The sequence below is a fragment of the Ornithinimicrobium flavum genome, from assembly GCF_004526345.1.
GTDB classification, from domain to species: Bacteria; Actinomycetota; Actinomycetes; order Actinomycetales; family Dermatophilaceae; genus Ornithinicoccus; species Ornithinicoccus flavus.
In genome coordinates, this window is the sequence record NZ_CP038213.1 from 2221226 (window position 1) to 2242565 (window position 21340).

Genomic DNA, 21340 nt, shown 5'->3' on the forward strand with positions numbered 1-21340 from the left:
CCCTTCGTCTCAGGACCGGGTCCCCCGGCTGCGGGCGATTCTCGCACGGACGACCCGCCAGGCCTCCGGCGCCAGCGTCGCCGTCACCGCCCCGACCAGCACCGGTGCGGCGAGGGTGGTCAGGGCCCCCCACCCCAGCGCGGAGACCCAGCCGTCGGGGGCCGGCAGGGCCAGTCGCAGCAGGACCACGAGGGTGGCTCCTGCCAGGGCGGCGGCGGCCGCCCTGCCGAGACCGCGTAGGGAGTCCTGGCCCCAGGCCGCGCGGGTGAGGAGCAGGAGCACGGCCGCGGCCAGGGTCATGCCCGTCGAGGAGGACGCGGCCAGGAGCGCGAGCACACCGGTGATCCCTGCCTGGCCCGCCGCCCAGGGGGCGAGCACGAGCGCGAGCAGCCCGGCGACGGCCCAGCCCAGGACCGTGCCGGCGGCGGCGTCCCAGGCCCGGTTCGCGGCATACAGGGCCCGGGTGAGAACGGCGATCACGGCCATGCCGAGCAGGCCGGGGGCCAGCAGCGCCAGGGTCGTCGGCAGGGCCTCCAGGCTCTCCCGCCCGGGCCCGTCGGCCCCGGCGTCGAGGGCGAGGAAGACCTGCCCGACGTCGTGCCGGGTGGCGGCCAGCACGGCCGCACCCGTCGCCGCGGCGACCACCGCAGCCGTCAGGGTCCGGCGCAGGGTCCGACGGGCCTGGTCGGGGGCGTCGGTCAGCCTCGGGAAGGCGGCCGTGGCCAGCGGCACCACCAGGACGGCGAAGGGAAGCAGGTAGACGGTCTGTGCGTAGTTCCACACCGTGATACCCGCCACCCCGGTGCGGCCGGTGAGCAGGAGCACGACCACCACGAAGACCTGCTGGGCCCCGACGGCGAGCACGCCGGCGCCGGCCAGGGCCCCCGCCGTCCGCCCGGAGCCGGCGGGGAAGCGCAGCGTCGGACGCCACCGCACCCCGAGCCGGGCCGCCGGCAGCAGCAGGGGCAGGCTCAGCACCGCCACACCGAGCGTGGTGCCCCCGGCGAGCAGGACCAGGGCGGAGCGGGGCAGCTCGGCCAGCGGCTGGTCGGGGTCGTGCAGCACCCCGAAGGTGAGGTAGACACCGATGACGACCAGGCTCGACAGCAGCGGGGCCAGGGCGGCCGCGAGGAAGCGGCGGTGCGCCTGCAGCACCCCGGTGAGCATGATGCCGACGCCGTAGAGCACGACCTGCGGGGCGAAGAGCAGCAGCATGAACCGGCCGAGGTCGACGGCCGCGCGGGGCTCGCAGCCCCGCTCGAGGTCCCCCCCACCCAGGAGCAGGGCCGCCACGGGGCCGGCCGTCAGCGCGACCAGCAGCGCCAGCGGCAGCAGCACGAGCAGGGTCCACCCCAGCAGGGCCGAGGCGGTGCGGTCGGCCGTCTCCTCATCCCCCCGCTGCAGGTGCCGAGCGACGAGCGGCACCGCGACGGCCGCCAGGGCACCGCCCGCCGCGACCTCGAAGAGGACGTTCGGCACCTGGTTGACGGTGGCGTAGACCTGACCCACGCACGTGGCCCCCACCGCGTGGGAGAACGCCGCCCAGCGGGCCAGCCCGACCGCTCGGGCCAGGATCGTGACGACGGCGATGAGTCCGGCCGCCGCCACCAGCCCCTGCCCTCCGAGGCGGGCGCTGGGCGTCGCCGTCACGCCCGGCCCCACCGGTCCACCGCACGCAGCACCGGTGTCCTGTCGATGACGGCGCTGAAGCTCACCCTCTCGCTCGCCAGCACGAGCCCGGTGACCACGCCCAGGGCCATCCACCGGCCACGGTCCGGCAGCAGCTGGGCCGCGGCCAGCCCGACCGCCGCCCCCAGCGGGTTGGCCCCCGTGTCACCGAGCATGGAGCGCCCCCGGAGGTCGTCGGGCAGAACGACCAGACCGGCACCCACGACCGCGGCGGCGGCCGGCCGGCCGGCCGCCGCGAGCGGCAGTCCGCAGGCCAGGAAGACCTTGAGCGCCCGCCCGGGGCGCAGGTCGAAGAGGTTCGCCAGGTTGGCGGCACCCGCCACCAGACCGGCCCCGGCCAGGGTGTGGGCACCGAGGCCACGACCGCTCCTCCGGTCGGACCACGCGACCGAGACCGCCCCCGCCTCGACGAGGGCGAGGATCTTGACGACGCCGCTGGTCAGCTCGCCGTTCCGCAGGAGGCGCAGGTGCCCCCGCAGGCCCTTGACGTCGGTGCGGCCGTCCACGTCGTCCAGGGCACCGGCGACGGCGCTCTCCCCCACCGCCCAGGCCGCGGCGGGGTCGACCAGCAGGAGCGGGGCGACGGCGCCGACGGCCAGGCTCAGTCCCTCAGTGAGGGTCACGGGGTCACCGGCGTGGTTGGTCCTCTCCCAGCGCTCCGACCCACCGGGGAGCCACCCACGCCGGGAGGCGACCCGCACGCCCAGGGCCGCGGAGGCGGCAGCCGCGGCCACGGCGAGCGGGTGCGTCACGGGGTCGCCGTGGCGGTCGCGTCGTCCGGGGCGGAGGTCGGGGCGGGGACGGGCTGGGGGTCCTCCTCGACGGCCTCGGTCCCCGGAGCGTCCTCGGGCTCGGGGACGGGGCCGGTGATCTCGGCCTGGTCCGGGTCAGGACCGGGAGGGGTGATGATCCGCACCGGCGCGGGTGCCGGGACCGCGGCGTCCACCGACCCGCCCTCGCCGTAGCTCCCGCTGCGACCCTCCAGCTCCCACGCGAGCGCCAGGACGGCGGAGAGCTGCCCGGCGGCGCTCTCCAGGTTGTCGACCGTGGAGGTCTCCTCCCTCAGGTCGCGCCGGTCGCGGACCACGCCCACCAGCGGGCTCACCCCGCCGCCCGGGGAGAGGGCCCGCGACTCGGCACCGGACCCGGCCACGACGGCCGCCGCGCCACCCTCGGCCAGCCGCTCGACCAGCGAGGAGCGCTCCTGGAGCGCGGCGACCGAGGCACGGGTGGGCTGGTCGTCCTCGTCCGTCGCCAGCTCCCCGTCCAGCACGAGCAGGGCGTCGGGTGGTCGTCGGTCGAGCACCGAGCCCTGGGCCTCACCCCGCCAGTCGAGATCGACATACCCCTCCAGCTCGAGCCGCTCCAGGGTGGCGAGCCAGGCCCCCGTCTGCCCGACGGCGTCGGCCCCGAGGAGCGCGGCGGCGAGCACAGGGGCCAGACCGGGCTGCACCTCCTCCGGTGCGGCCTCGTCGCCCGGCGCGGACCTGTCCTCGATGTCGAGCCCGCTGCGGAGCTCGCGGGCCAGGGCCCCACGCCCCTCCGGGGCCTCCAGCGCCTCCAGGTCGCTGGACACCTCGAGCGCGAGCACCACCTCTCCCCCCGCGGCCTCCACGCCGTCCTGGACCCGGGCGACGTGGTTGCGGTCAGCCTCGGGGAGCACCACCACGGCGACGCGCGCCCCGCTCAGGGTGCCGGCCACCACCCGGTCGGCGACCGACCCCAGGGCGGCGTCCTTGTCACCGGCCAGGGCCTGCGCGGCGCCCAGCTCGGTGCGCAGGTCGGAGCGCTCGGCGCGCAGCTGCTCCACCTCCCCCTCGAGGGTGTCGGAGATGCCCTCCCGGAGCGGCCCGGCACCCAGCACGATTCCCACCGCGAGGGCGATGAAGACCGCGACCAGGGACACGACGTGGTAACGGAAGTCGATCACGGCTCAGAACAGCCCCTCGATCCAGGCCCAGGCATCGTCCCATCGTACGGCCACGACGCCGAAGAGGGCCCGACCTCCCGGGGTCGCGCCCAGCGCGGCGAGGACGGCGAACAGGCCCGCCAGCGCGAGCCACACCACGGACCAGGTCGAGATCCTGGACCGGTAGAGCAGGCTGACGCCCTTGGCGTCCACGAGCTTGCTCCCGACCCGCAGCCGCGTGAGGAAGGTGCTGGCCATCCCCTGACGTCCCTTGTCGAGGAACTCCACCAGCGTGTCGTGGGTGCCGACGGCGACGATGAGCTCGGCCCCCAGCTCGTCCGCGACCAGCATCGCGATGTCCTCGCTCGTCCCGGGGGCGGGCAGGACGACGGCGTCCTGGATGCCCAGCTCCTGCACCCGGTCGAGTCCCGGGGCCCGTCCGTCACGGTAGGCGTGCACGACCAGCTCGGCGCCGCTGCGCAACGCCGCGTCGGAGACGGAGTCCATGTCACCCACGATGAGGTCGGGCCGGTAGCCGAGCTCCAGCAGGGCGTCCGCGCCACCGTCCACCCCGATGAGCACCGGCCGGGCCTCCCGCAGGAACGGCCGCAGGGTCTGCAGGTCCTCCTTGTAGTGGTAGCCCCGCACCACGACGAGGGCGTAGCGGCCGGCGAACGAGGTCCGCAGCTCCGGGACCCCGATCCCGTCGAGCAGGAGGGCCCGTTCCTGCCGGAGGTAATCCATGGTGTTGTGCGAGAACGCCTCGATCTGGGAGGACAGGTTGGACCGTGCCGCGTCGTGCTGGGCGGCGACGAGGTCCGGCGTCAGACGCGTCCCGCTCGTCACCAGACGCCCGTCGACCCACAGCTCGCTGCCGGTGACCGTCCCGGTCGAGCCCTCCACCAGCTCCATCACCTCGGCCCCGACCCGGTCCAGCACCGGGATGCCCGCGTCCACGAGGATCTGGGGACCCATGTTGGGGTAGGCCCCGCTCGTGGACGGGGCGGCGTTGACCACCGCGGCCGGCTGGCAGGCCGCAAGCGCGTGCGCGCTGACCTGGTCGAGGTCCTCGTGGTCGATGACGGCGATCTCACCGGGCCGCAGTCGGCCGGTGAGCTTCTTGGTGCGGGGGTCCACCCGCACCCTGCCGGTGACCGGGGCGGCCAGGTCCGGCTGGCGGTCCCGGCGACGAGGTGGGCTCACGGCCCGCTCCCCGTGGTGCGACGGGCCAGCAGCTCACGCGCGTGCTCCCGGGCGGCGTCGGACTCGGCGACGCCACCCAGCATCCGGGCCAGCTCGGCCTCCCGCTCGGAGCCCTCGACCGCCACCACGCCGCTGCGCGTCACCTGGCCGTCGGTGCTCTTGCGGACGACCAGGTGCCGGTCGGCGTGAGCGGCCACCTGGCCGAGGTGGGTGACCACCACGACCTGGCTGTGCCGGGCCAGGCGCGCCAGCCGGGCACCCAGGTCCAGCGCCGCCGCGCCACCGACCCCGGCATCGACCTCGTCGAAGACGTAGGTGGGGACCGAACCGGTCCCCGCACCGCAGACCAGCTCCAGCGCCAGCATCACCCGGGACAGCTCTCCCCCCGACGCCGCGCGGGTGACCGACCGCGCGGGCGCACCGGGGTTGGCGGCCAGCCGGATCTCGACCAGGTCGAGGCCGTGGCTCGCGGGCCGGGCCAGCCGCCCGCCCTCCAGGGGGACGGTGCCGCTCGTCGCCTCGACGCCGGGCTCCTCGTCCGGCGCCAAGCGCGGGGAGACGTCCACGGTCACGGTGGCCGAGCCCATGGCCAGGTGGGCCAGCTCCTCGCTGACCCTCGCACCGACCCGCTGACCCACCCGGGACCGCGCGGCGGTGAGGGCGGCACCGGCGCGCCCGACCGCACGGCGCAGCTCCGCGACCTCGGTGCGCAGATCCTCCAGCTGCTCGTCGGACAGGTCGATGCCGGCGAGCTCCCCCGCCGCCTCCTCGGCGAAGTGCAGGACGTCCGCGGTCCCGGGGCCGTACCGCCGCAGCAGCCCGCCCAGCGCCGCGCGACGCGTCTGGACCGTCTCGAGCCGCGCCGGGTCGACCTCGACCCCACCGGCGTAGGACGCCAGGTCGGAGGCCAGGTCGGAGGTGAGGTAGGCGAGCTCCTCCGTCCGGGTCCGCAGCCCGGCCAGCTCCGGGTCGTGCTCGGCGGCAGGCCCGAGGCCGGCCATCGCGGCGGCGAGCAGTCCGCTGACGGACGGCTGGTCGTCCAGGTCGTCCCCGGCGAGGGCGTCGTGCGCCGTCTGGGCACCGGCCCGCAGCTCCTCGGCGTGGGACAGCCGCACCGCCTCGGCTCTCAGCTCGTCCTCCTCCCCCTCGACGGGGGCGACCGCCTCGATCTCCTCCAGCGCGGTCCGCAGCGCGGCGACCCTCACCGACCGCTCGGCGGAGGACCGGGTCAGGCCCTCCAACCGCTCCCGGGCGCCCTGCCACCGCGCCCACACCTGCTGGTAGGCGGCCAGGGCGTCGGCCACCTCCTCGCCCCCGGCGGCGTCGAGCAGGACGCGGTGCTGCTCGGCGTCCCGCAACCGCCACTGGTCGGCCTGACCGTGGACCGCCACGAGGTGCCTGCCGACGTCGGTCAGCACCGAGACAGGGGCGCTGCGTCCTCCGACGGACGCCCTCGACCGCCCCTCGGCGGCGACGGTGCGGACCAGGATGAGACCGTCGTCGACATCACCTCCGGCCTCGGCGACGCGCAGGGAGGCCGGGTGGTCGGCGGGGACGTCCACCTCGCCCTCCACCACCGCGCGCCCCGAGCCGGCGCGGACCAGCCCGGCGTCGGCACGGTCACCCAGCAGCAGGCCCAGCCCGCTGACGACCATGGTCTTCCCGGCCCCCGTCTCCCCGGTGATGACGTTCAGGCCGTCGCTCAGGTCCAGCTCGGCGTCGTCGATGACTCCGAGCCCCTGGATCCGGATGCGTCGCAGGGTCACGCGCCGGCCACCGCCGGCCGGGTGGCGGCCGGGCCACGCCAGCCGGTGACCGGCAGGGCGAACTTGTGGACGAGCCGGTCGGTGAACGGGTCGTCGCTCAGCCGAGCGATGAGGACGGGGGTGTCGGACCGGCGCACCTCCACCCGGGCACCGGGCGGCAGCTCGATGGTGCGCCGTCCGTCGCACCACATCACGCCGGTGACGTGGGAGTGCGGGACCACCTCGACGGCCAGGTGCGTGTCGGGCCCCAGCACCACGGGCCGCGCGAAGAGCGCGTGCGCGGAGATGGGGACGAGGAGCAGGGCTTCGACGTCCGGCCACACGACCGGGCCCCCGCCGGAGAAGGCGTAGGCGGTCGAGCCGGTGGGGGTGGAGATGACGACCCCGTCGCAGCCCCAGGTGGACAGCGGCCGACCGTCGACCTCCACCGCCAGCTCGAGCATGCGCTCGCGCGCCGACTTCTCGACGCTGGCCTCGTTGAGGGCCCAGTTGGACCCCACGACCCGCCCCTCGTTGAGCACGTCGACCTCAAGGGTCATCCGACGCTCGACCCGGTAGTCCCCCCGGACGATCCGCGCGACGATGTGGTCCACGTCGTCCCGCTCCGCCTCGGCGAGGAACCCCACGCGACCCAGGTTGACGCCCAGCAGGGGGATCCCGGCCGGGCGGGCGACCTCGGCCCCGCGCAGGATGGTCCCGTCACCGCCGAAGACCACGACCAGCTCGCACCCGCTGGCGTCCACGTGGGCCGGGATCGGGCTCTTCACGGTGGTGGAGGACGTCCCCGCCCCCGGGGAGGTGTCCTGGCCGGCGAGCATCCTGGTGGGCTCGGCCTCCGGCACGATCTCCACCCCGACGCCGTGGGCGGCCAGCCGCTCCCCCAGGGTCTGCGCGAGCTCCACCGCCTCGGGGCGCGTCGGGTGGGTGACGAGCATCACTCGACGGCTCATGGCTCCTCCTGTCCTCGCAGCTCCCGGCGACGGGCCGCAAGCTCGTCGGGTGGCCGGCCACAGTCCATCATGCCGTCCGGACAGACCCGCAACCACCAGAGGTACTCGATGTTGCCGCTGCTGCCGGTGACCGGGGACCGCTCCAGGTCGACCGGGGTCAGCCCCGCAGCCCGGGCCTCCGCGTCCAGCCGCTCCAGCACCTCGGCACGTCCCGTCCGCGACCGCACGACCCCGCCCGCCCGAGGGAGCCTCGCCCCACCTCGAACTGCGGCTTGACCAGCACCACGACGTGCCCGCCGACCGCCGTGAGCGCGGCGAGAGCGGGCAGGACGAGGAGAGGGAGATGAAGGACAGGTCGGCCACCACCACGTCGAAGGGTCCGCCGAGGTCCCCCGGCACCACGTCCCGGACCGACGTCCGAGACAGGTCGGTCACCCGAGGGTCCTCACGGAGCCGGGTATGCAGCTGGTCCCGGCCGACGTCCAACGCCACGACGTGGTCGGCGCCGTGCTCCAGGAGCACCTGCGTGAACCCGCCCGTCGACGCCCCCACGTCCAGGCACCGGGCCCCTGCCACCGTGAGCCCCGCGCGGCCCCATACCTCGAGGGCGTGCTCCAGCTTGAGCGCACCCCGGCCGACCCAGCCCCGCAGGATCCAGGCTGCGGCGCCGGGGTCGTCCGCGCCCGGTGACCCCTCCGCGGGGACGAGCGCGACGTCGTCGTCGTGGCCGACCGGCAGGGACGGCTTGAGGACCACGACCCCGTCGACCGTGACCAGGCCCGAGCGGATCAGCTGCTGAGCCTGGCTGCGGCTGGGGGCCAGGCCGCGAGCCACCACCTCGTGGTCCAGTCGTCGATCGCTCACCGAGGACCCGGGCGCGCCTGGCCCGGTGGCGCGGGCGGCGCCGGGGAGGTCAACCGCGCCTGGAGCAGCCGGTGGGCCTCGGTGACCAGGCCCACCTGGTCCTCCGGGGCCGACGCGAGGCCGTCGTCCAGGTCCTCCAGGACGCGGTCGACCGCCGGGTCCCCGGTCGACGGACGCGGTGGTGCCTGCCCGTCGCTCACGAGTCCCCCCACAGGAAGCCGAGCTCCGGGATGGTCCCCACCACGTGGTCGGGTCGCAGCTCCTCCGGGGCGGCGTCCGCGTCCTCGCGCGAGGCCACACCGGTCAGGACGAGAGCCGTGCGCAACCCGGCCGCCCGCGCTCCCCCGATGTCCGTCTCCAGCCGGTCCCCGATCATCAGGCACCGCCCGGGGGCGAGCCCCAGCCGCTGGAGCGCCACGTCGTAGGCCGCACGGTGTGGCTTGCCCACGACCTCCGGGGTCGCCCCGGTCGCGTGGGCGACGGCCGCCACCAGGGCGCCGTTCCCCGGGGCGAGTCCCCGTTGCGTGGGCAGGGTCGCGTCGTCGTTCGTGGCGATCCAGGCCGCGCCCGCCCCGATGGCGTAGGCCGCCTCGGCGAGATCCAGGGCCGTCACCTCCGCGCCGTATCCCTGGACGACCGTGTCCACGGTCAGCGGCGCCCCGCCCTCGGCCGCCGCCCGCGTCCGCTCCGGGAGAACGGCCGGCAGGCCGACCGCCTCGAGGGCGAGCGCCACGCCGGGGCCGCCGACGGCCAGGACGACCCCGGGGTCACCCGCGCGGTCCCCGGCGTCCAGCTCCACTTTCCGCGTGGCCAGCACGGACGCAGCGACCTGGGAGGCTCCCAGGACGTCGGCGGCGGACGTGGGCAGACCCAGGTCGCTGAGGTGGTCGGCCACAGCCTGCGGCGGCCGGCTGGCGTTGTTGGTCATGTAGAGGACTCGGACACCGGCGCGACGAGCGGCGGTCAGACCCTCGACCGCACCCGGGCACGCCTCGGACCCCCGGTAGACCACGCCGTCCAGGTCGCAGAGGAGACCCTCGATCGTCATCGACCCGCTCCTTCCTCCGGCTCCGAGGAGCGGGAGGGACGACCGTCGCGGTCGCCGTCGTGCGGGGCGGGCGGGGCCGGAGCGTCGACCTCGTCGTCCTCGTCGTCACCCAAGTCCAGGATGAGTGGCTCCGCCTCCCCGCCCAACAGCTCGGCGGCGTCGGTCTCACCATGGGTGTCGGCCTCGGCGGCACGCTGGAACCAGGCACGGGCCTCGGCCGACTGCCCGTCACCCTCCAGAGCGGCCGCGTAGGCGTAGCGCAGGCGGGCCAACCAGGGGTCGGAGTCCCTGGTCCGCGCCAGCAGGTCCCGCAGGTGCAGCACCGCGGCCGCGGTCTGACCCATGTCCGCCCGGGCGCCGGCCACCACGATCCCCAGCTCGACCTGCTCATCCGCGCCCAGCGTCCTGGCCTCGGGCGAGGCCGCCAGCTCCAGAGCCCGCTCCGGGCGACCGAGACCCCGCTCGGCGTCCGCCATGAGGGGGATGAGGTGGTGCGTCCCGGACAGCCGGCGCGCCGTCCGGAACTCCGCCAGGGCCTTGGCCCACTCCCCGCGCCGGTAGTGCACGACCCCGAGGGTCTCGCGCACGCCGGCCACCCGGCCCGCCCGTCGCGAGGCGGCCTCGGCGTGGGCCAGGGCCAGGTCGAAGTCCTCCGCGTCCAGGGCCCGACCGACCATGACCAGATGCCCACCCACGCCCTCGGCGTTCTCCTTGCTCAGGGTGCGCAGCTCCTGACGCAGGCTGCGGTCGATCCCTCCCGCGTCGACGCCTTCAGGGATCTCCGGGTCCCGCGGGCGAGGCTCACGGTAGGGGCGGTCCCTGTAGCGGTCCTGGTCACGGTCACGGTCACGGTCACGGGACACCCCGCCCCGCCGGTCCGACTGCCCGCCGGCTCCCGGACGGTCACCACCGCGTCGGTCGAATGCACCCGCGCCTCCACGACCGTCACCACCGCGGCGGTCGCCAGCTGAGCCTCCCCGCCGGTCGCCTCCCCGCCGGTCCGCAGGACCCGCACCTCCGCGCCGGTCCCCACCGCGCCGGTCGGAGGACGATGCACCCCCGCGCGCCCCGCCGGTGTCCCGGCGGGCCCGGTCGTCCCGTCGACGCGGATCGGATCCCTCGCGCCGCGGACGGTCCTGCCGGCCGTCGCCGGCGCGGTCCTCGCCTCGTCGCTCACCGTCGTCGTTCACAGGGATCCATCCTCTCGGGACTGGTCCTCGACCAGCGGACTGGGCCGTCGCACGACCACGCAGACATGACAGTAGGCCCTGGTCGGCACGAAACGTGCTGACCAGGGCCTACTGTAAAGGTAAGTCCGGCGGTGTCCTACTCTCCCACACCGTTCCCGGTGCAGTACCATCGGCGCTGTCAGGCTTAGCTTCCGGGTTCGGAATGTGACCGGGCGTTTCCCTGACGCTATGACCGCCGTAACACTATCAACCTCTATCAACCGACCAGGGGTTGGTTGTGGGTCGGGAACCGTACAGTGGACGCGCTTTTGCTAACATGGGGGTCCACGGGGGGCGAAGCCCCCGAGGGTTTGTTAAGTTGTCGGCTTATTAGTACCGGTCAGCTCCGCACATTACTGTGCTTCCACATCCGGCCTATCAACCCAGTAGTCTAGCTGGGAGCCTCTCACACCCGAGGGTGCATGGAAACCTCATCTTGAAGTGTGCTTCCCGCTTAGATGCTTTCAGCGGTTATCACGTCCGAACGTAGCTAATCAGCGGTGCCCTTGGCAGGACAACTGACACACCAGAGGTTCGTCCATCCCGGTCCTCTCGTACTAGGGACAGCTCTTCTCAAGTTTCCTCCGCGCGCAGCGGATAGGGACCGAACTGTCTCACGACGTTCTAAACCCAGCTCGCGTACCGCTTTAATGGGCGAACAGCCCAACCCTTGGGACCGACTCCAGCCCCAGGATGCGACGAGCCGACATCGAGGTGCCAAACCATGCCGTCGATATGAGCTCTTGGGCAGGATCAGCCTGTTATCCCCGGGGTACCTTTTATCCGTTGAGCGACGGCGCTTCCACAAGCCACCGTCGGGTCACTAGTCCCGACTTTCGTCTCTGCTCGACATGTCTGTCTCACAGTCAAGCTCCCTTGTGCACTTACACTCGACACCTGATTACCAACCAGGCTGAGGGAACCTTTGGGCGCCTCCGTTACCTTTTAGGAGGCAACCGCCCCAGTTAAACTACCCACCAGGCACTGTCCCTGATCCGGATCACGGACCGAGGTTAGATATCCAGAACGACCAGAGTGGTATTTCAACGATGACTCCACGACCACTGGCGTGGCCGCTTCACAGTCTCCCACCTATCCTACACAAGCCGTACCGAACACCAATACCAAGCTATAGTAAAGGTCCCGGGGTCTTTCCGTCCTGCTGCGCGTAACGAGCATCTTTACTCGTAGTGCAATTTCGCCGAGTTCGTGGTTGAGACAGTGGAGAAGTCGTTACGCCATTCGTGCAGGTCGGAACTTACCCGACAAGGAATTTCGCTACCTTAGGATGGTTATAGTTACCACCGCCGTTTACTGGCGCTTAAGTTCAGAGCTTCGCCGTGAGGCTAACCCGTCCCCTTAACGTTCCAGCACCGGGCAGGCGTCAGTCCGTATACATCGTCTTGCGACTTCGCACGGACCTGTGTTTTTAGTAAACAGTCGCTTCTCCCTGGTCTCTGCGGCCATCAGCGCTAACCCGCAAGGGGTTTCACGCGTCCGGCCCCCCTTCTCCCGAAGTTACGGGGGCATTTTGCCGAGTTCCTTAACCACGATTCACTCGATCGCCTTAGTATTCTCTACCTGACCACCTGAGTCGGTTTGGGGTACGGGCGGCTAGAACCTCGCTAGGAACTTTTCTTGGCAGCATAGGATCACCCTGCTTCCCGCATACGCGGTCACGGTCAAGCCTCGGGCACTGATGGGGCGGATTTACCACTCCCCGGCCCTGCGCTCTTCAACGTGGACAACCATCGCCACGCGGGGCTACCTTCCTGCGTCCTTCCATCGCTTACCTACTACCAGCTCGGGTCACGCGCTCACTCCCGACCGGGAACCCCACCCGAAGGTAGGACTCCGTCTGCCGGAAGCTCGGGCGCTTAGCATCACAAGATTCGGTACTGGGCGGTTCTTCGCCGGTTCCGGAATATCAACCGGATGTCCATCGACTACGCCTGTCGGCCTCGCCTTAGGTCCCGACTTACCCAGGGCAGATTAGCTTGACCCTGGAAACCTTGGTCATTCGGCGGAAGAGTTTCTCGCTCTTCTTTCGCTACTCATGCCTGCATTCTCACTCGTGCCGGATCCACACCTCGATCACTCGGATGCTTCACTCCCGGCACGACGCTCCCCTACCCACCAACACGCCTGGACCCACCCCACGAGGGGACGGGCCGAGCAAAATGTCAGTGCCACAGCTTCGGTGGTGTGCTTGAGCCCCGCTACATTGTCGGCGCGGAATCACTTGACCAGTGAGCTATTACGCACTCTTTCAAGGGTGGCTGCTTCTAAGCCAACCTCCTGGTTGTCTTCGCAACTCCACATCCTTTCCCACTTAGCACACGCTTAGGGACCTTAGCTGGTGATCTGGGCTGTTTCCCTCTCGACTACGAAGCTTATCCCCCGCAGTCTCACTGCCATGCTCTCACTTACCGGCATTCGGAGTTTGGCTGACGTCAGTAACCTGGTGAGGCCCATCAGCCATCCAGTAGCTCTACCTCCGGCAAGAAACACATGACGCTGCACCTAAATGCATTTCGGGGAGAACCAGCTATCACGGAGTTTGATTGGCCTTTCACCCCTACCCACAGCTCATCCCCTCAGTTTTCAACCTAAGTGGGTTCGGGCCTCCACGCGGTCTTACCCGCGCTTCACCCTGGCCATGGGTAGATCACTCCGCTTCGGGTCTAGACCCAGCGACTATGATCGCCCTGTTCGGACTCGCTTTCGCTACGGCTACCCCACACGGGTTAACCTCGCCACTGAGCACTAACTCGCAGGCTCATTCTTCAAAAGGCACGCCGTCACCAGACCGCAGCCCGGCTCCGACGGATTGTAGGCACACGGTTTCAGGAACTATTTCACTCCCCTCCCGGGGTACTTTTCACCTTTCCCTCACGGTACTTGTCCGCTATCGGTCACTAGGGAATATTTAGGCTTAGCAGGTGGTCCTGCCAGATTCGTACGGGATTTCTCGGGCCCCGTACTACTCGGGTGGCACGCAACACAGTCCACGATGTTTCGGCTACCGGGGTCTCACCGTCTACGCCAGGCCTTTCCAGACCCTTCACCTACACCGCGAATTTCTTACTGTGCACCAGACCGGTAGACCTGGTACGCGCACTCCCACAACCCCGCCCCTGCAACCCCTACCGGGTATCACACAGAAACGGTTTAGCCTCATCCGCTTTCGCTCGCCACTACTCACGGAATCACATGTTGTTTTCTCTTCCTGTGGGTACTGAGATGTTTCACTTCCCCACGTTCCCTCCACACACCCTATATATTCAGGTGCGGGTGACCAGTGATGAAACTGGCCGGGTTTCCCCATTCGGACACCCTCGGATCACAGTCTGGTTATCGACTCCCCGAGGCTTATCGCAGATTCCTACGTCCTTCTTCGGTTCCTAGTGCCAAGGCATCCACCGTGCGCCCTTAAAAACTTAACAAGCCACAAAGATGCTCGCGTCCACTGTACAGTTCTCAACCAACAACCAGGACAACCACCCACCCCACCACCAGACACCCACCCGCACACCAGAGGTGAACGCGATGAGCCGGTCCGGTGAGACCGACGGCCCCAGCCAAGACACCCGACACCCCCACCAACCGGTAGGGGAAGCCCGATCCCTCAGGACCCAACAGCGTGCCAGCACCACCCACCCGTCGACCAGGCACCCTTTCCACACCCCACGAAGAGGCCGTACTCGAACCACCCGACCAACCAGCCGGCAGCGACAGTCCATCGATGTTCCACCCGTAGCAAAACCCCGGGCACCACGAACGGGTGCACCACGAGGCCGCAGGCCCCGACCCCCAAAGGGGCCAGAACCGTTGATGCTCCTTAGAAAGGAGGTGATCCAGCCGCACCTTCCGGTACGGCTACCTTGTTACGACTTAGTCCCAATCACCAGTCCCACCTTCGACAGCTCCCTCCCACAAGGGGTTGGGCCACCGGCTTCGGGTGTTACCGACTTTCGTGACTTGACGGGCGGTGTGTACAAGGCCCGGGAACGTATTCACCGCAGCGTTGCTGATCTGCGATTACTAGCGACTCCGACTTCATGGGGTCGAGTTGCAGACCCCAATCCGAACTGAGACCGGCTTTCTGGGATTCGCTCCCCCTCACGGGATCGCAGCCCTTTGTACCGGCCATTGTAGCATGCGTGAAGCCCAAGACGTAAGGGGCATGATGATTTGACGTCATCCCCACCTTCCTCCGAGTTGACCCCGGCAGTCTCCTATGAGTCCCCGGCCGAACCGCTGGCAACATAGAACGAGGGTTGCGCTCGTTGCGGGACTTAACCCAACATCTCACGACACGAGCTGACGACAACCATGCACCACCTGTACACCAGCCACAAAGGGGGCTCCCATCTCTGGAAGTTTCCGGTGTATGTCAAGCCTTGGTAAGGTTCTTCGCGTTGCATCGAATTAATCCGCATGCTCCGCCGCTTGTGCGGGCCCCCGTCAATTCCTTTGAGTTTTAGCCTTGCGGCCGTACTCCCCAGGCGGGGCGCTTAATGCGTTAGCTGCGGCACGGACCCCGTGGAATGGGACCCACACCTAGCGCCCAACGTTTACGGCGTGGACTACCAGGGTATCTAATCCTGTTCGCTCCCCACGCTTTCGCTTCTCAGCGTCAGTAATGGCCCAGAGACCTGCCTTCGCCATCGGTGTTCCTCCTGATATCTGCGCATTCCACCGCTACACCAGGAATTCCAGTCTCCCCTACCACACTCTAGCCTGCCCGTACCCACTGCAGACCCAGGGTTAAGCCCCGGGCTTTCACAGCAGACGCGACAAACCGCCTACAAGCTCTTTACGCCCAATAATTCCGGACAACGCTCGCACCCTACGTATTACCGCGGCTGCTGGCACGTAGTTAGCCGGTGCTTCTTCTGTAGGTACCGTCACAAAAGCTTCGTCCCTACTGAAAGCGGTTTACAACCCGAAGGCCGTCATCCCGCACGCGGCGTCGCTGCATCAGGCTTCCGCCCATTGTGCAATATTCCCCACTGCTGCCTCCCGTAGGAGTCTGGGCCGTGTCTCAGTCCCAGTGTGGCCGGTCACCCTCTCAGGCCGGCTACCCGTCGTCGCCTTGGTAGGCCATTACCCCACCAACAAGCTGATAGGCCGCGAGTCCATCCTCCACCGATAAATCTTTCCACCCCCACCCATGCAGGCAGGAGTCCTATCCAGTATTAGCACCGGTTTCCCGGAGTTATCCCAGAGTGAAGGGCAGGTTACTCACGTGTTACTCACCCGTTCGCCACTCATCCACCCAGCAAGCTGGGCTTCAGCGTTCGACTTGCATGTGTTAAGCACGCCGCCAGCGTTCGTCCTGAGCCAGGATCAAACTCTCCGATAAAAACCAAAACTCTTATCCAGAGCCGATCACCAGCAAACACCCTGCCACCCACGGGGGTGGACGACACGGTGCAAAACCACACCACCCCACAAAAAAGGCGGTGCAGCAACAAACAATTGGCATCAATAAACTGACACGCTGTTGAGTTCTCAAGAATCGGACACACACCGCACTCGGGCATCGTGGTGATGCTCTCGCTCGGGGTGCTTTTCCACTTTACTCTCTCGTGACCTGGGCAGTCAAACCCGCCCGCGTCCGTTGGACGGCGTGGTCAGAGGGAGTGTCACGCACCCGGGACCGGCCACCTTCCGGTGTCCGTGCCTCCCTGTCGGTGCGGCGAGACGTAACTTTAGGTCACGTCTGTCGGCCGACGCAAATCCCCAGGTCAGGACGGGTTTCGGGCCGCGGCGAGGCTCTTGCGCCCCCGCCGCAGCAGGGCCACCTGACCGTGCAGGAAGTCGTCGGCACGCAGGACTCGCTCCAGGTCGTCCACCTTGGTGTTGTTCAGGCTCACGCCACCCTCGGCCAGGAGCCGACGGGCAGCTCCCTTGCTGTCCGCCAGGCCCGTGAGGACCAACGCCTCGAGCATCGGGGTGCCGGCGGCCACGTCCGCGCCCGGGAGCTCCCCGGTCGCGTCCCGCAGCGTGCCGGGCTCGAGCTGGCCGGGGTCCCCCCGCCCGAAGAGCACCTGGCTCGCGGTCTCCACCTGTGCCGTGGCCGCGGCGCCGTGCACCAGGGTGGTGACGTCCGACGCGAGCGCGCGCTGCGCCTCCCGCAGGTGGGGTCGCTCCGCGGCCGCGGTCTCGAGGGCGGCGATCTCCTCCCTCCCCCTGTCGGTGAAGATCCGCAGCAGCTTCCCCACCTCGGAGTCGGCCACGTTGATCCAGTACTGGTAGAAGGCGTAGGGACTGGTCATCTCCGGGTCGAGCCACACGGCGTTGCCGGCCGACTTGCCGTACTTCTCGCCGTTCTCGTCCGTGACCAGGGGCGTGGTGAGCAGGTGCGCGGTCCCCCCCTCCGCCCGGTGGATGAGGTCGACGCCCGCCGTGAGGTTGCCCCACTGGTCCTGGCCCCCCGTCTGCAGGGTGCAGCCGTACTCGCGGTAGAGGTGGAGGTAGTCCATGCCCTGCAGGAGCTGGTAGCTGAACTCGGTGTAGGAGATGCCCTCCTGGCTCTCCAACCGGGCGGCGATCGCGTCCTTCCTGATCATCTGGTTGACGCGGAAGTGCTTGCCGATGTCCCGCAGGAAGTCAAGCGCGCTCAGCGGCGCGGTCCAGTCGAGGTTGTTGACGAGCAGGGCGGGGTTCTCCCCCTCGAAGGACAGGAAGGGCTGCACCTGCTCCTGGATGCGGCTGACGTACTCCGCGGTGAGCTCGGGCGTCTTGAGCACCCGCTCGGAGGTGGGTCTCGGATCGCCGATGAGACCGGTCGACCCCCCGACCAGGGCGAGCACCCGGTGGCCCGCACGCTGGAAGTGGCGCAGGACGACCAGCTGGACCAGGTTGCCGAAGTGCAGCGAGCGCGCGGTGGGGTCGAAGCCGCAGTAGAGGGTGATCGGGCCTGCGTCCAGAGCCGACCGGAGGGCGTTCAGGTCGGTGGTCTGCGCCACCAGCCCTCGCCACTGCAGCTCGTCGAGAATGTTCGTCACCGGTCGGTCCTTCCGTGCCTGCGGGTATGCCGCTCCCCACCGTCGGGAGCCGGCCGGCCCAGCCTACGTGCCGACGGCCGGTAGGCCGAGACGGTCTCCTCCCCCTCGATCCAGAACCGCCAGGGGTATACCGAGCCGTCCCCGCCCACCCCGCTGACGCCGACCCGTGGCCCCGTCCGGATCACACCGGGGTCCAGCGGCTCCCCCGCCACGAGATGGACCGGGGAGCCTGCGTCGGTGAGGTCCAGCCCGTCGTGGGCGGCCTCGAGCGCCAGGGCCTGGGTCAACACACCGGGCCCCCGTGCGAGGTCCCGGTCCCGCACCGGTGTGCGGCGGGCGGCCAGGCGGCGTGCCCGGGCCTCCTCGACCCCCGCGACCACCTCGCCGGCCCGCAGCAGCACGGCGGAGGCCCGGCCGGCGGTGCCGGTGACGATGTTGACGCAGCGGTGCATCCCGTAGGACAGGTAGACGTACAGGTGCGCAGCCGGGCCGAACATCACCTCCGTCCGAGGGGTAGGCCCGCGAAAGGCGTGCGACCCGGGATCGTCGGTCCCGGCGTAGGCCTCGACCTCGGTGAGGCGGACCGTCACCCCGTCATGGGTCAGGAAGCAGCCGAGAAGACGCGGAGCGACCTCCAGGACCGGACCCTCCAGGGCAGCGCGGCCCAGGGCGGTGCCGGGTTCGAAGAGCGGGGCAGTCATGGGTCCTGTCGGTCGGTCCGGTGGGGCCGGGCGGCGGGTGGGACGGTGGGTGATGGGGTCAGCTGCGCAGGACAGGCAGGTCCTCGACCCAGTGCCGCAGCCTGGCCTGCTCCTTGAGCAGGTGGGCCCGCTGCTCCGTGACCCGCACGGGTGCGGTGCCGCTGAGGGCGCTGCGCGAGGCGAGGGAGCCCTGTACGGTGAGCACGGACCGCACACCGGGGTGCAGGTGCTCGCTGACGGCGGCGAGGTCCTCGTCGCTCATCTCCTCCAGGCCGATGCCGCGCTCCTCGCACCGACGGACGCAGGCACCCGCGACCTCGTGCGCCACCCGGAAGGCCACCCCCTCGCGGACCAACCACTCGGCGATGTCCGTGGCGAGGGAGAAACCCTGCGGCGCCAGGGCCTCCATCCGGTCGGGGTGGAAGGTCAGCGTGGCCACCATCCCGGCGACGGCCGGGAGCAGCACCTCCAGGGTGTCCACGGCGTCGAAAACGGGCTCCTTGTCCTCCTGGAGGTCGCGGTTGTAGGCCAGCGGCAGACCCTTCAGGGTCGCCATCAGCCCGGCCAGGTCACCGATGAGACGCCCCGCCTTGCCCCGCGCCAGCTCGGCGACGTCCGGGTTCTTCTTCTGCGGCATGATGCTGGACCCCGTCGAGTAGGCGTCGTCGAGCGTGACGAAGCCGAACTCGGCGGTGGCCCACAGGATGACCTCCTCGGCGAGCCGCGAGAGATCCACGGCCGTCATCGCCATCACGAAGGAGAACTCGGCGGCGAAGTCCCGGGAGGCGGTGCCGTCGATGGAGTTCTCCACCGCGCGCGGCATCCCCAGGTCGTGGGCCACCGACTCCGGGTCCAGGCCCAGGGAGGAGCCGGCCAGGGCGCCGGACCCGTAGGGCGAAACCGCTGCGCGGCGGTCCCAGTCGGTCAGCCGCTCCACGTCGCGCAGCAGCGCCCAGGCATGGGCCTGCAGGTGGTGGGCCAGCAGGACGGGCTGGGCGTGCTGCAGGTGGGTCCGCCCCGGCATGGCGACCCCCGCGTGCCGCTCGGCCTGCTCGCACAGGGCCCGCACCACGTCGAGCACCTTGGCCCCGAGGAGCCGTGCCTGGTCGCGGAGGTACATCCGGAACTGGGCGGCGACCTGGTCGTTGCGCGACCGCCCGGCGCGCAACCGGCCGCCGACGTCCGGGCCGACGCGCTCGATGAGCCCGCGCTCGAGGGCGGTGTGGACGTCCTCGTCGGTCTCGGCGGGGGTGAAGGCGCCGCTGCGCACGTCGTCCAGCAGCCGCCCCAGCCCTTCCAGCATGAGGTGCAGGTGCTCGTCGGAGAGCAGCCGGGCGCGGTGCAGGACCCGCGCGTGGGCACGGGAGCCCGCCAGGTCGTAGGGCGCCAGCCGCCAGTCGAAGTGCGTGCTCTTGCTCAGGGCGGCGAGGGCGTCGCTGGGGCCGCCGGTGAAACGACCTCCCCACAGGCTCACAGTCATGGGGTCATTGTCCCTCTACGCCGGGTCGTGGTCGTCGGCCAGGGCCAGGAGACGCTGCGCCGTCGCCTCTCCCCCGTCCGGGGCGGTGGTGATGACCAGGATGGTGTCGTCCCCGGCGATGGTGCCCAGGATGTCGGTGGCGTCGCTCCGGTCGATCGCGGAGGCGAGGAACTGGGCCGCACCGGGAGGCGTCCTGAGCACCACCTGGTTGCCCACGTAGCGGGCGCTGACGAGCAGCTCCTCGCACAGCCGGGCCAGCCGGGCGCTCACCTCCCCCGCGTCCTGCGCGGGCCGGGGGGTGGCGTCCCCGCCCTGACCCGGCACGGCATACACCAGCTGGCGTCCCCGGCGCACCTTGACGGCGTCCAGGTCCACCAGGTCCCGGGAGAGGGTGGCCTGGGTGACGGTGATGCCGTCCTCGGACAGCAGGTCCAGCAGGTGGCCCTGCGAGCCGACGGCGTGCCGCTCGAGGAGCTCCGCGATGCGCTGGTGCCGCGCGGCACGGGTCATGGGGATCGAGCTCACGCTGCAGGACTATACCTAACCCTGCATGAGTATGCGGTTCGCTACCCCTGCAGTTCGCGCAGCAACCGTACGGTCGCCTCGGCCTGGGACGCCTGGAACGCCCGAAGGGTGGGCAGACCGGCCTTGGTGGGTCGACGCGACGCGTCCAGGAGAAAGCCGCCCAGGCCGGCCAGGACCCCGACCACGTCGGTCTCCCCTGCTCCGAGCTCGGCCAGTCGTGACAGGTGGGGACGGACGTCGAGCTCGCCCGACCAGCGCACGTTCACCAGCAGACTCGCGGCGTCGAACCAGGGGGCGCCACGGCTCGCCCACGGCCAGTCCACGACGCGCACGCCTCCGTGCGCGTCGACCAGCAGGTTGTCGGCGCGCAGGTCCGTGTGCGTCACCGCCTCGCCCGCCAGCCGGGGGAGGGTGCGGCGGGCCAGGTCGTCCAGCTCGCGCAGCCGCCCGGCCACCCAGGGGTCCAGCCCCGGCGGCGGGTCGTCGGCGATCCGTCGCCAGCACGAGAACTCACCCTCCAGCTCCTGCTCCAGCGCAGGCCACGACGCCGGGGCCCTCACGGTCGCCAGGTCCGAGAGGGTGTCGAGGGTGCGGACCAGGTCGTCCCGGGTCCATGGCAGCCGGGGGTGACGCCCCTCGACGTCCTCGACCACCAGCGCCACCCACTCCCCGTCGTCATGGACCGCCAGCAGGTGTGGCACGGCCGCCACGTCGGCCAGGTCCGTCAGCACGACGGCCTCGCGGCGGTGCAGGGCCGGGGTGTCCGGGTTCTGGGCCGTGCTGACCGCCTTGACGAAGGCACGCCTCCCCGTCCCCGTGACGACCCGGTCCGCCGACCCCGGGGAGAAGCCCGCCGGTTGCGACCGGGCGCTCACGACCGGTGACCCCAGGGCCTCGGCGACGAAGACGTGCACCGGCTCGGGAAGGTCCTTCCAGGACAGGCGGACGCCGAACACCGAG

14 protein-coding genes and 3 rRNA genes are annotated in these 21340 nt (G+C 70.4%); all 17 read right to left on the minus strand.

Annotated features, from left to right (window positions below):
• Nucleotides 1–9: 9 nt before the first annotated feature.
• On the minus strand, nucleotides 10–1650 hold the full coding sequence (locus E3Z34_RS10385) for a lipid II flippase MurJ (protein WP_158288657.1): 1641 nt from the start codon (nucleotides 1648–1650) through the stop codon (nucleotides 10–12).
• Nucleotides 1647–2441 (minus strand): hypothetical protein, encoded by a 795-nt coding sequence (locus tag E3Z34_RS10390; RefSeq protein WP_134773533.1) that lies wholly within the window; start codon nucleotides 2439–2441, stop codon nucleotides 1647–1649. Before E3Z34_RS10390 ends, E3Z34_RS10385 begins: the two co-directional genes overlap by 4 nt.
• Complete coding sequence (locus E3Z34_RS10395; protein ID WP_134773534.1) at nucleotides 2438–3619, minus strand: copper transporter; 1182 nt, start codon at nucleotides 3617–3619, stop codon at nucleotides 2438–2440. The genes E3Z34_RS10390 and E3Z34_RS10395 overlap by 4 nt, the downstream gene beginning before the upstream one ends.
• Before the next feature lie 3 nt (nucleotides 3620–3622).
• A complete protein-coding gene (gene steA, locus E3Z34_RS10400; protein WP_134773535.1) occupies nucleotides 3623–4801 on the minus strand; it encodes a putative cytokinetic ring protein SteA in 1179 nt (392 codons plus the stop codon).
• Complete coding sequence (recN, locus tag E3Z34_RS10405) at nucleotides 4798–6567, minus strand: DNA repair protein RecN (RefSeq protein WP_134773536.1); 1770 nt, start codon at nucleotides 6565–6567, stop codon at nucleotides 4798–4800. Before recN ends, steA begins: the two co-directional genes overlap by 4 nt.
• A complete protein-coding gene (locus tag E3Z34_RS19830) occupies nucleotides 6564–8381 on the minus strand; it encodes an NAD kinase (protein WP_338043714.1) in 1818 nt (605 codons plus the stop codon). Before E3Z34_RS19830 ends, recN begins: the two co-directional genes overlap by 4 nt.
• On the minus strand, nucleotides 8378–8581 hold the full coding sequence (locus E3Z34_RS10420; protein ID WP_134773538.1) for a hypothetical protein: 204 nt from the start codon (nucleotides 8579–8581) through the stop codon (nucleotides 8378–8380). The genes E3Z34_RS19830 and E3Z34_RS10420 overlap by 4 nt, the downstream gene beginning before the upstream one ends.
• A complete protein-coding gene (locus E3Z34_RS10425; protein WP_134773539.1) occupies nucleotides 8578–9429 on the minus strand; it encodes an HAD-IIA family hydrolase in 852 nt (283 codons plus the stop codon). Before E3Z34_RS10425 ends, E3Z34_RS10420 begins: the two co-directional genes overlap by 4 nt.
• Nucleotides 9426–10292 (minus strand): tetratricopeptide repeat protein, encoded by an 867-nt coding sequence (locus tag E3Z34_RS10430; RefSeq protein ID WP_194092407.1) that lies wholly within the window; start codon nucleotides 10290–10292, stop codon nucleotides 9426–9428. Before E3Z34_RS10430 ends, E3Z34_RS10425 begins: the two co-directional genes overlap by 4 nt.
• Nucleotides 10293–10742: 450 nt before the next feature.
• Nucleotides 10743–10859, minus strand: a 5S ribosomal RNA gene (gene rrf, locus E3Z34_RS10435).
• Nucleotides 10860–10968: 109 nt separating this feature from the next.
• Nucleotides 10969–14104 (minus strand): 23S ribosomal RNA (locus E3Z34_RS10440).
• A 399-nt stretch (nucleotides 14105–14503) separates the two neighbouring features.
• Nucleotides 14504–16026: ribosomal RNA gene (locus E3Z34_RS10445) — 16S ribosomal RNA — on the minus strand.
• Together the 16S, 23S and 5S rRNA genes form the textbook arrangement of a ribosomal RNA operon.
• Nucleotides 16027–16411: 385 nt before the next feature.
• Complete coding sequence (gene tyrS / locus E3Z34_RS10450) at nucleotides 16412–17674, minus strand: tyrosine--tRNA ligase (protein WP_134773540.1); 1263 nt, start codon at nucleotides 17672–17674, stop codon at nucleotides 16412–16414.
• A complete protein-coding gene (locus E3Z34_RS10455) occupies nucleotides 17671–18375 on the minus strand; it encodes a DNA-3-methyladenine glycosylase (RefSeq protein WP_134773541.1) in 705 nt (234 codons plus the stop codon). The genes tyrS and E3Z34_RS10455 overlap by 4 nt, the downstream gene beginning before the upstream one ends.
• 58 nt (nucleotides 18376–18433) lie before the next feature.
• On the minus strand, nucleotides 18434–19855 hold the full coding sequence (gene argH / locus E3Z34_RS10460; RefSeq protein ID WP_134773542.1) for an argininosuccinate lyase: 1422 nt from the start codon (nucleotides 19853–19855) through the stop codon (nucleotides 18434–18436).
• 15 nt (nucleotides 19856–19870) lie between these two features.
• Nucleotides 19871–20365, minus strand: coding sequence for an arginine repressor (gene argR, locus E3Z34_RS10465; protein ID WP_134774861.1), 495 nt, complete (start codon nucleotides 20363–20365; stop codon nucleotides 19871–19873).
• Between the two features lie 56 nt (nucleotides 20366–20421).
• A complete protein-coding gene (locus E3Z34_RS10470; RefSeq protein WP_158288658.1) occupies nucleotides 20422–21336 on the minus strand; it encodes a phosphotransferase in 915 nt (304 codons plus the stop codon).
• Between the last annotated feature and the right edge of the window lie 4 nt (nucleotides 21337–21340).

Coding starts and splice junctions, on each gene's coding strand:
- argH (WP_134773542.1), bottom strand. CDS start 19,855: ATGACTGTGAGCCTGTGGGGAGGTCGTTTCACCGGCGGCCCCAGCGAC.
- E3Z34_RS10455 (WP_134773541.1), bottom strand. CDS start 18,375: ATGACTGCCCCGCTCTTCGAACCCGGCACCGCCCTGGGCCGCGCTGCC.
- E3Z34_RS10425 (WP_134773539.1), bottom strand. CDS start 9,429: ATGACGATCGAGGGTCTCCTCTGCGACCTGGACGGCGTGGTCTACCGG.
- argR (WP_134774861.1), bottom strand. CDS start 20,365: ATGACCCGTGCCGCGCGGCACCAGCGCATCGCGGAGCTCCTCGAGCGG.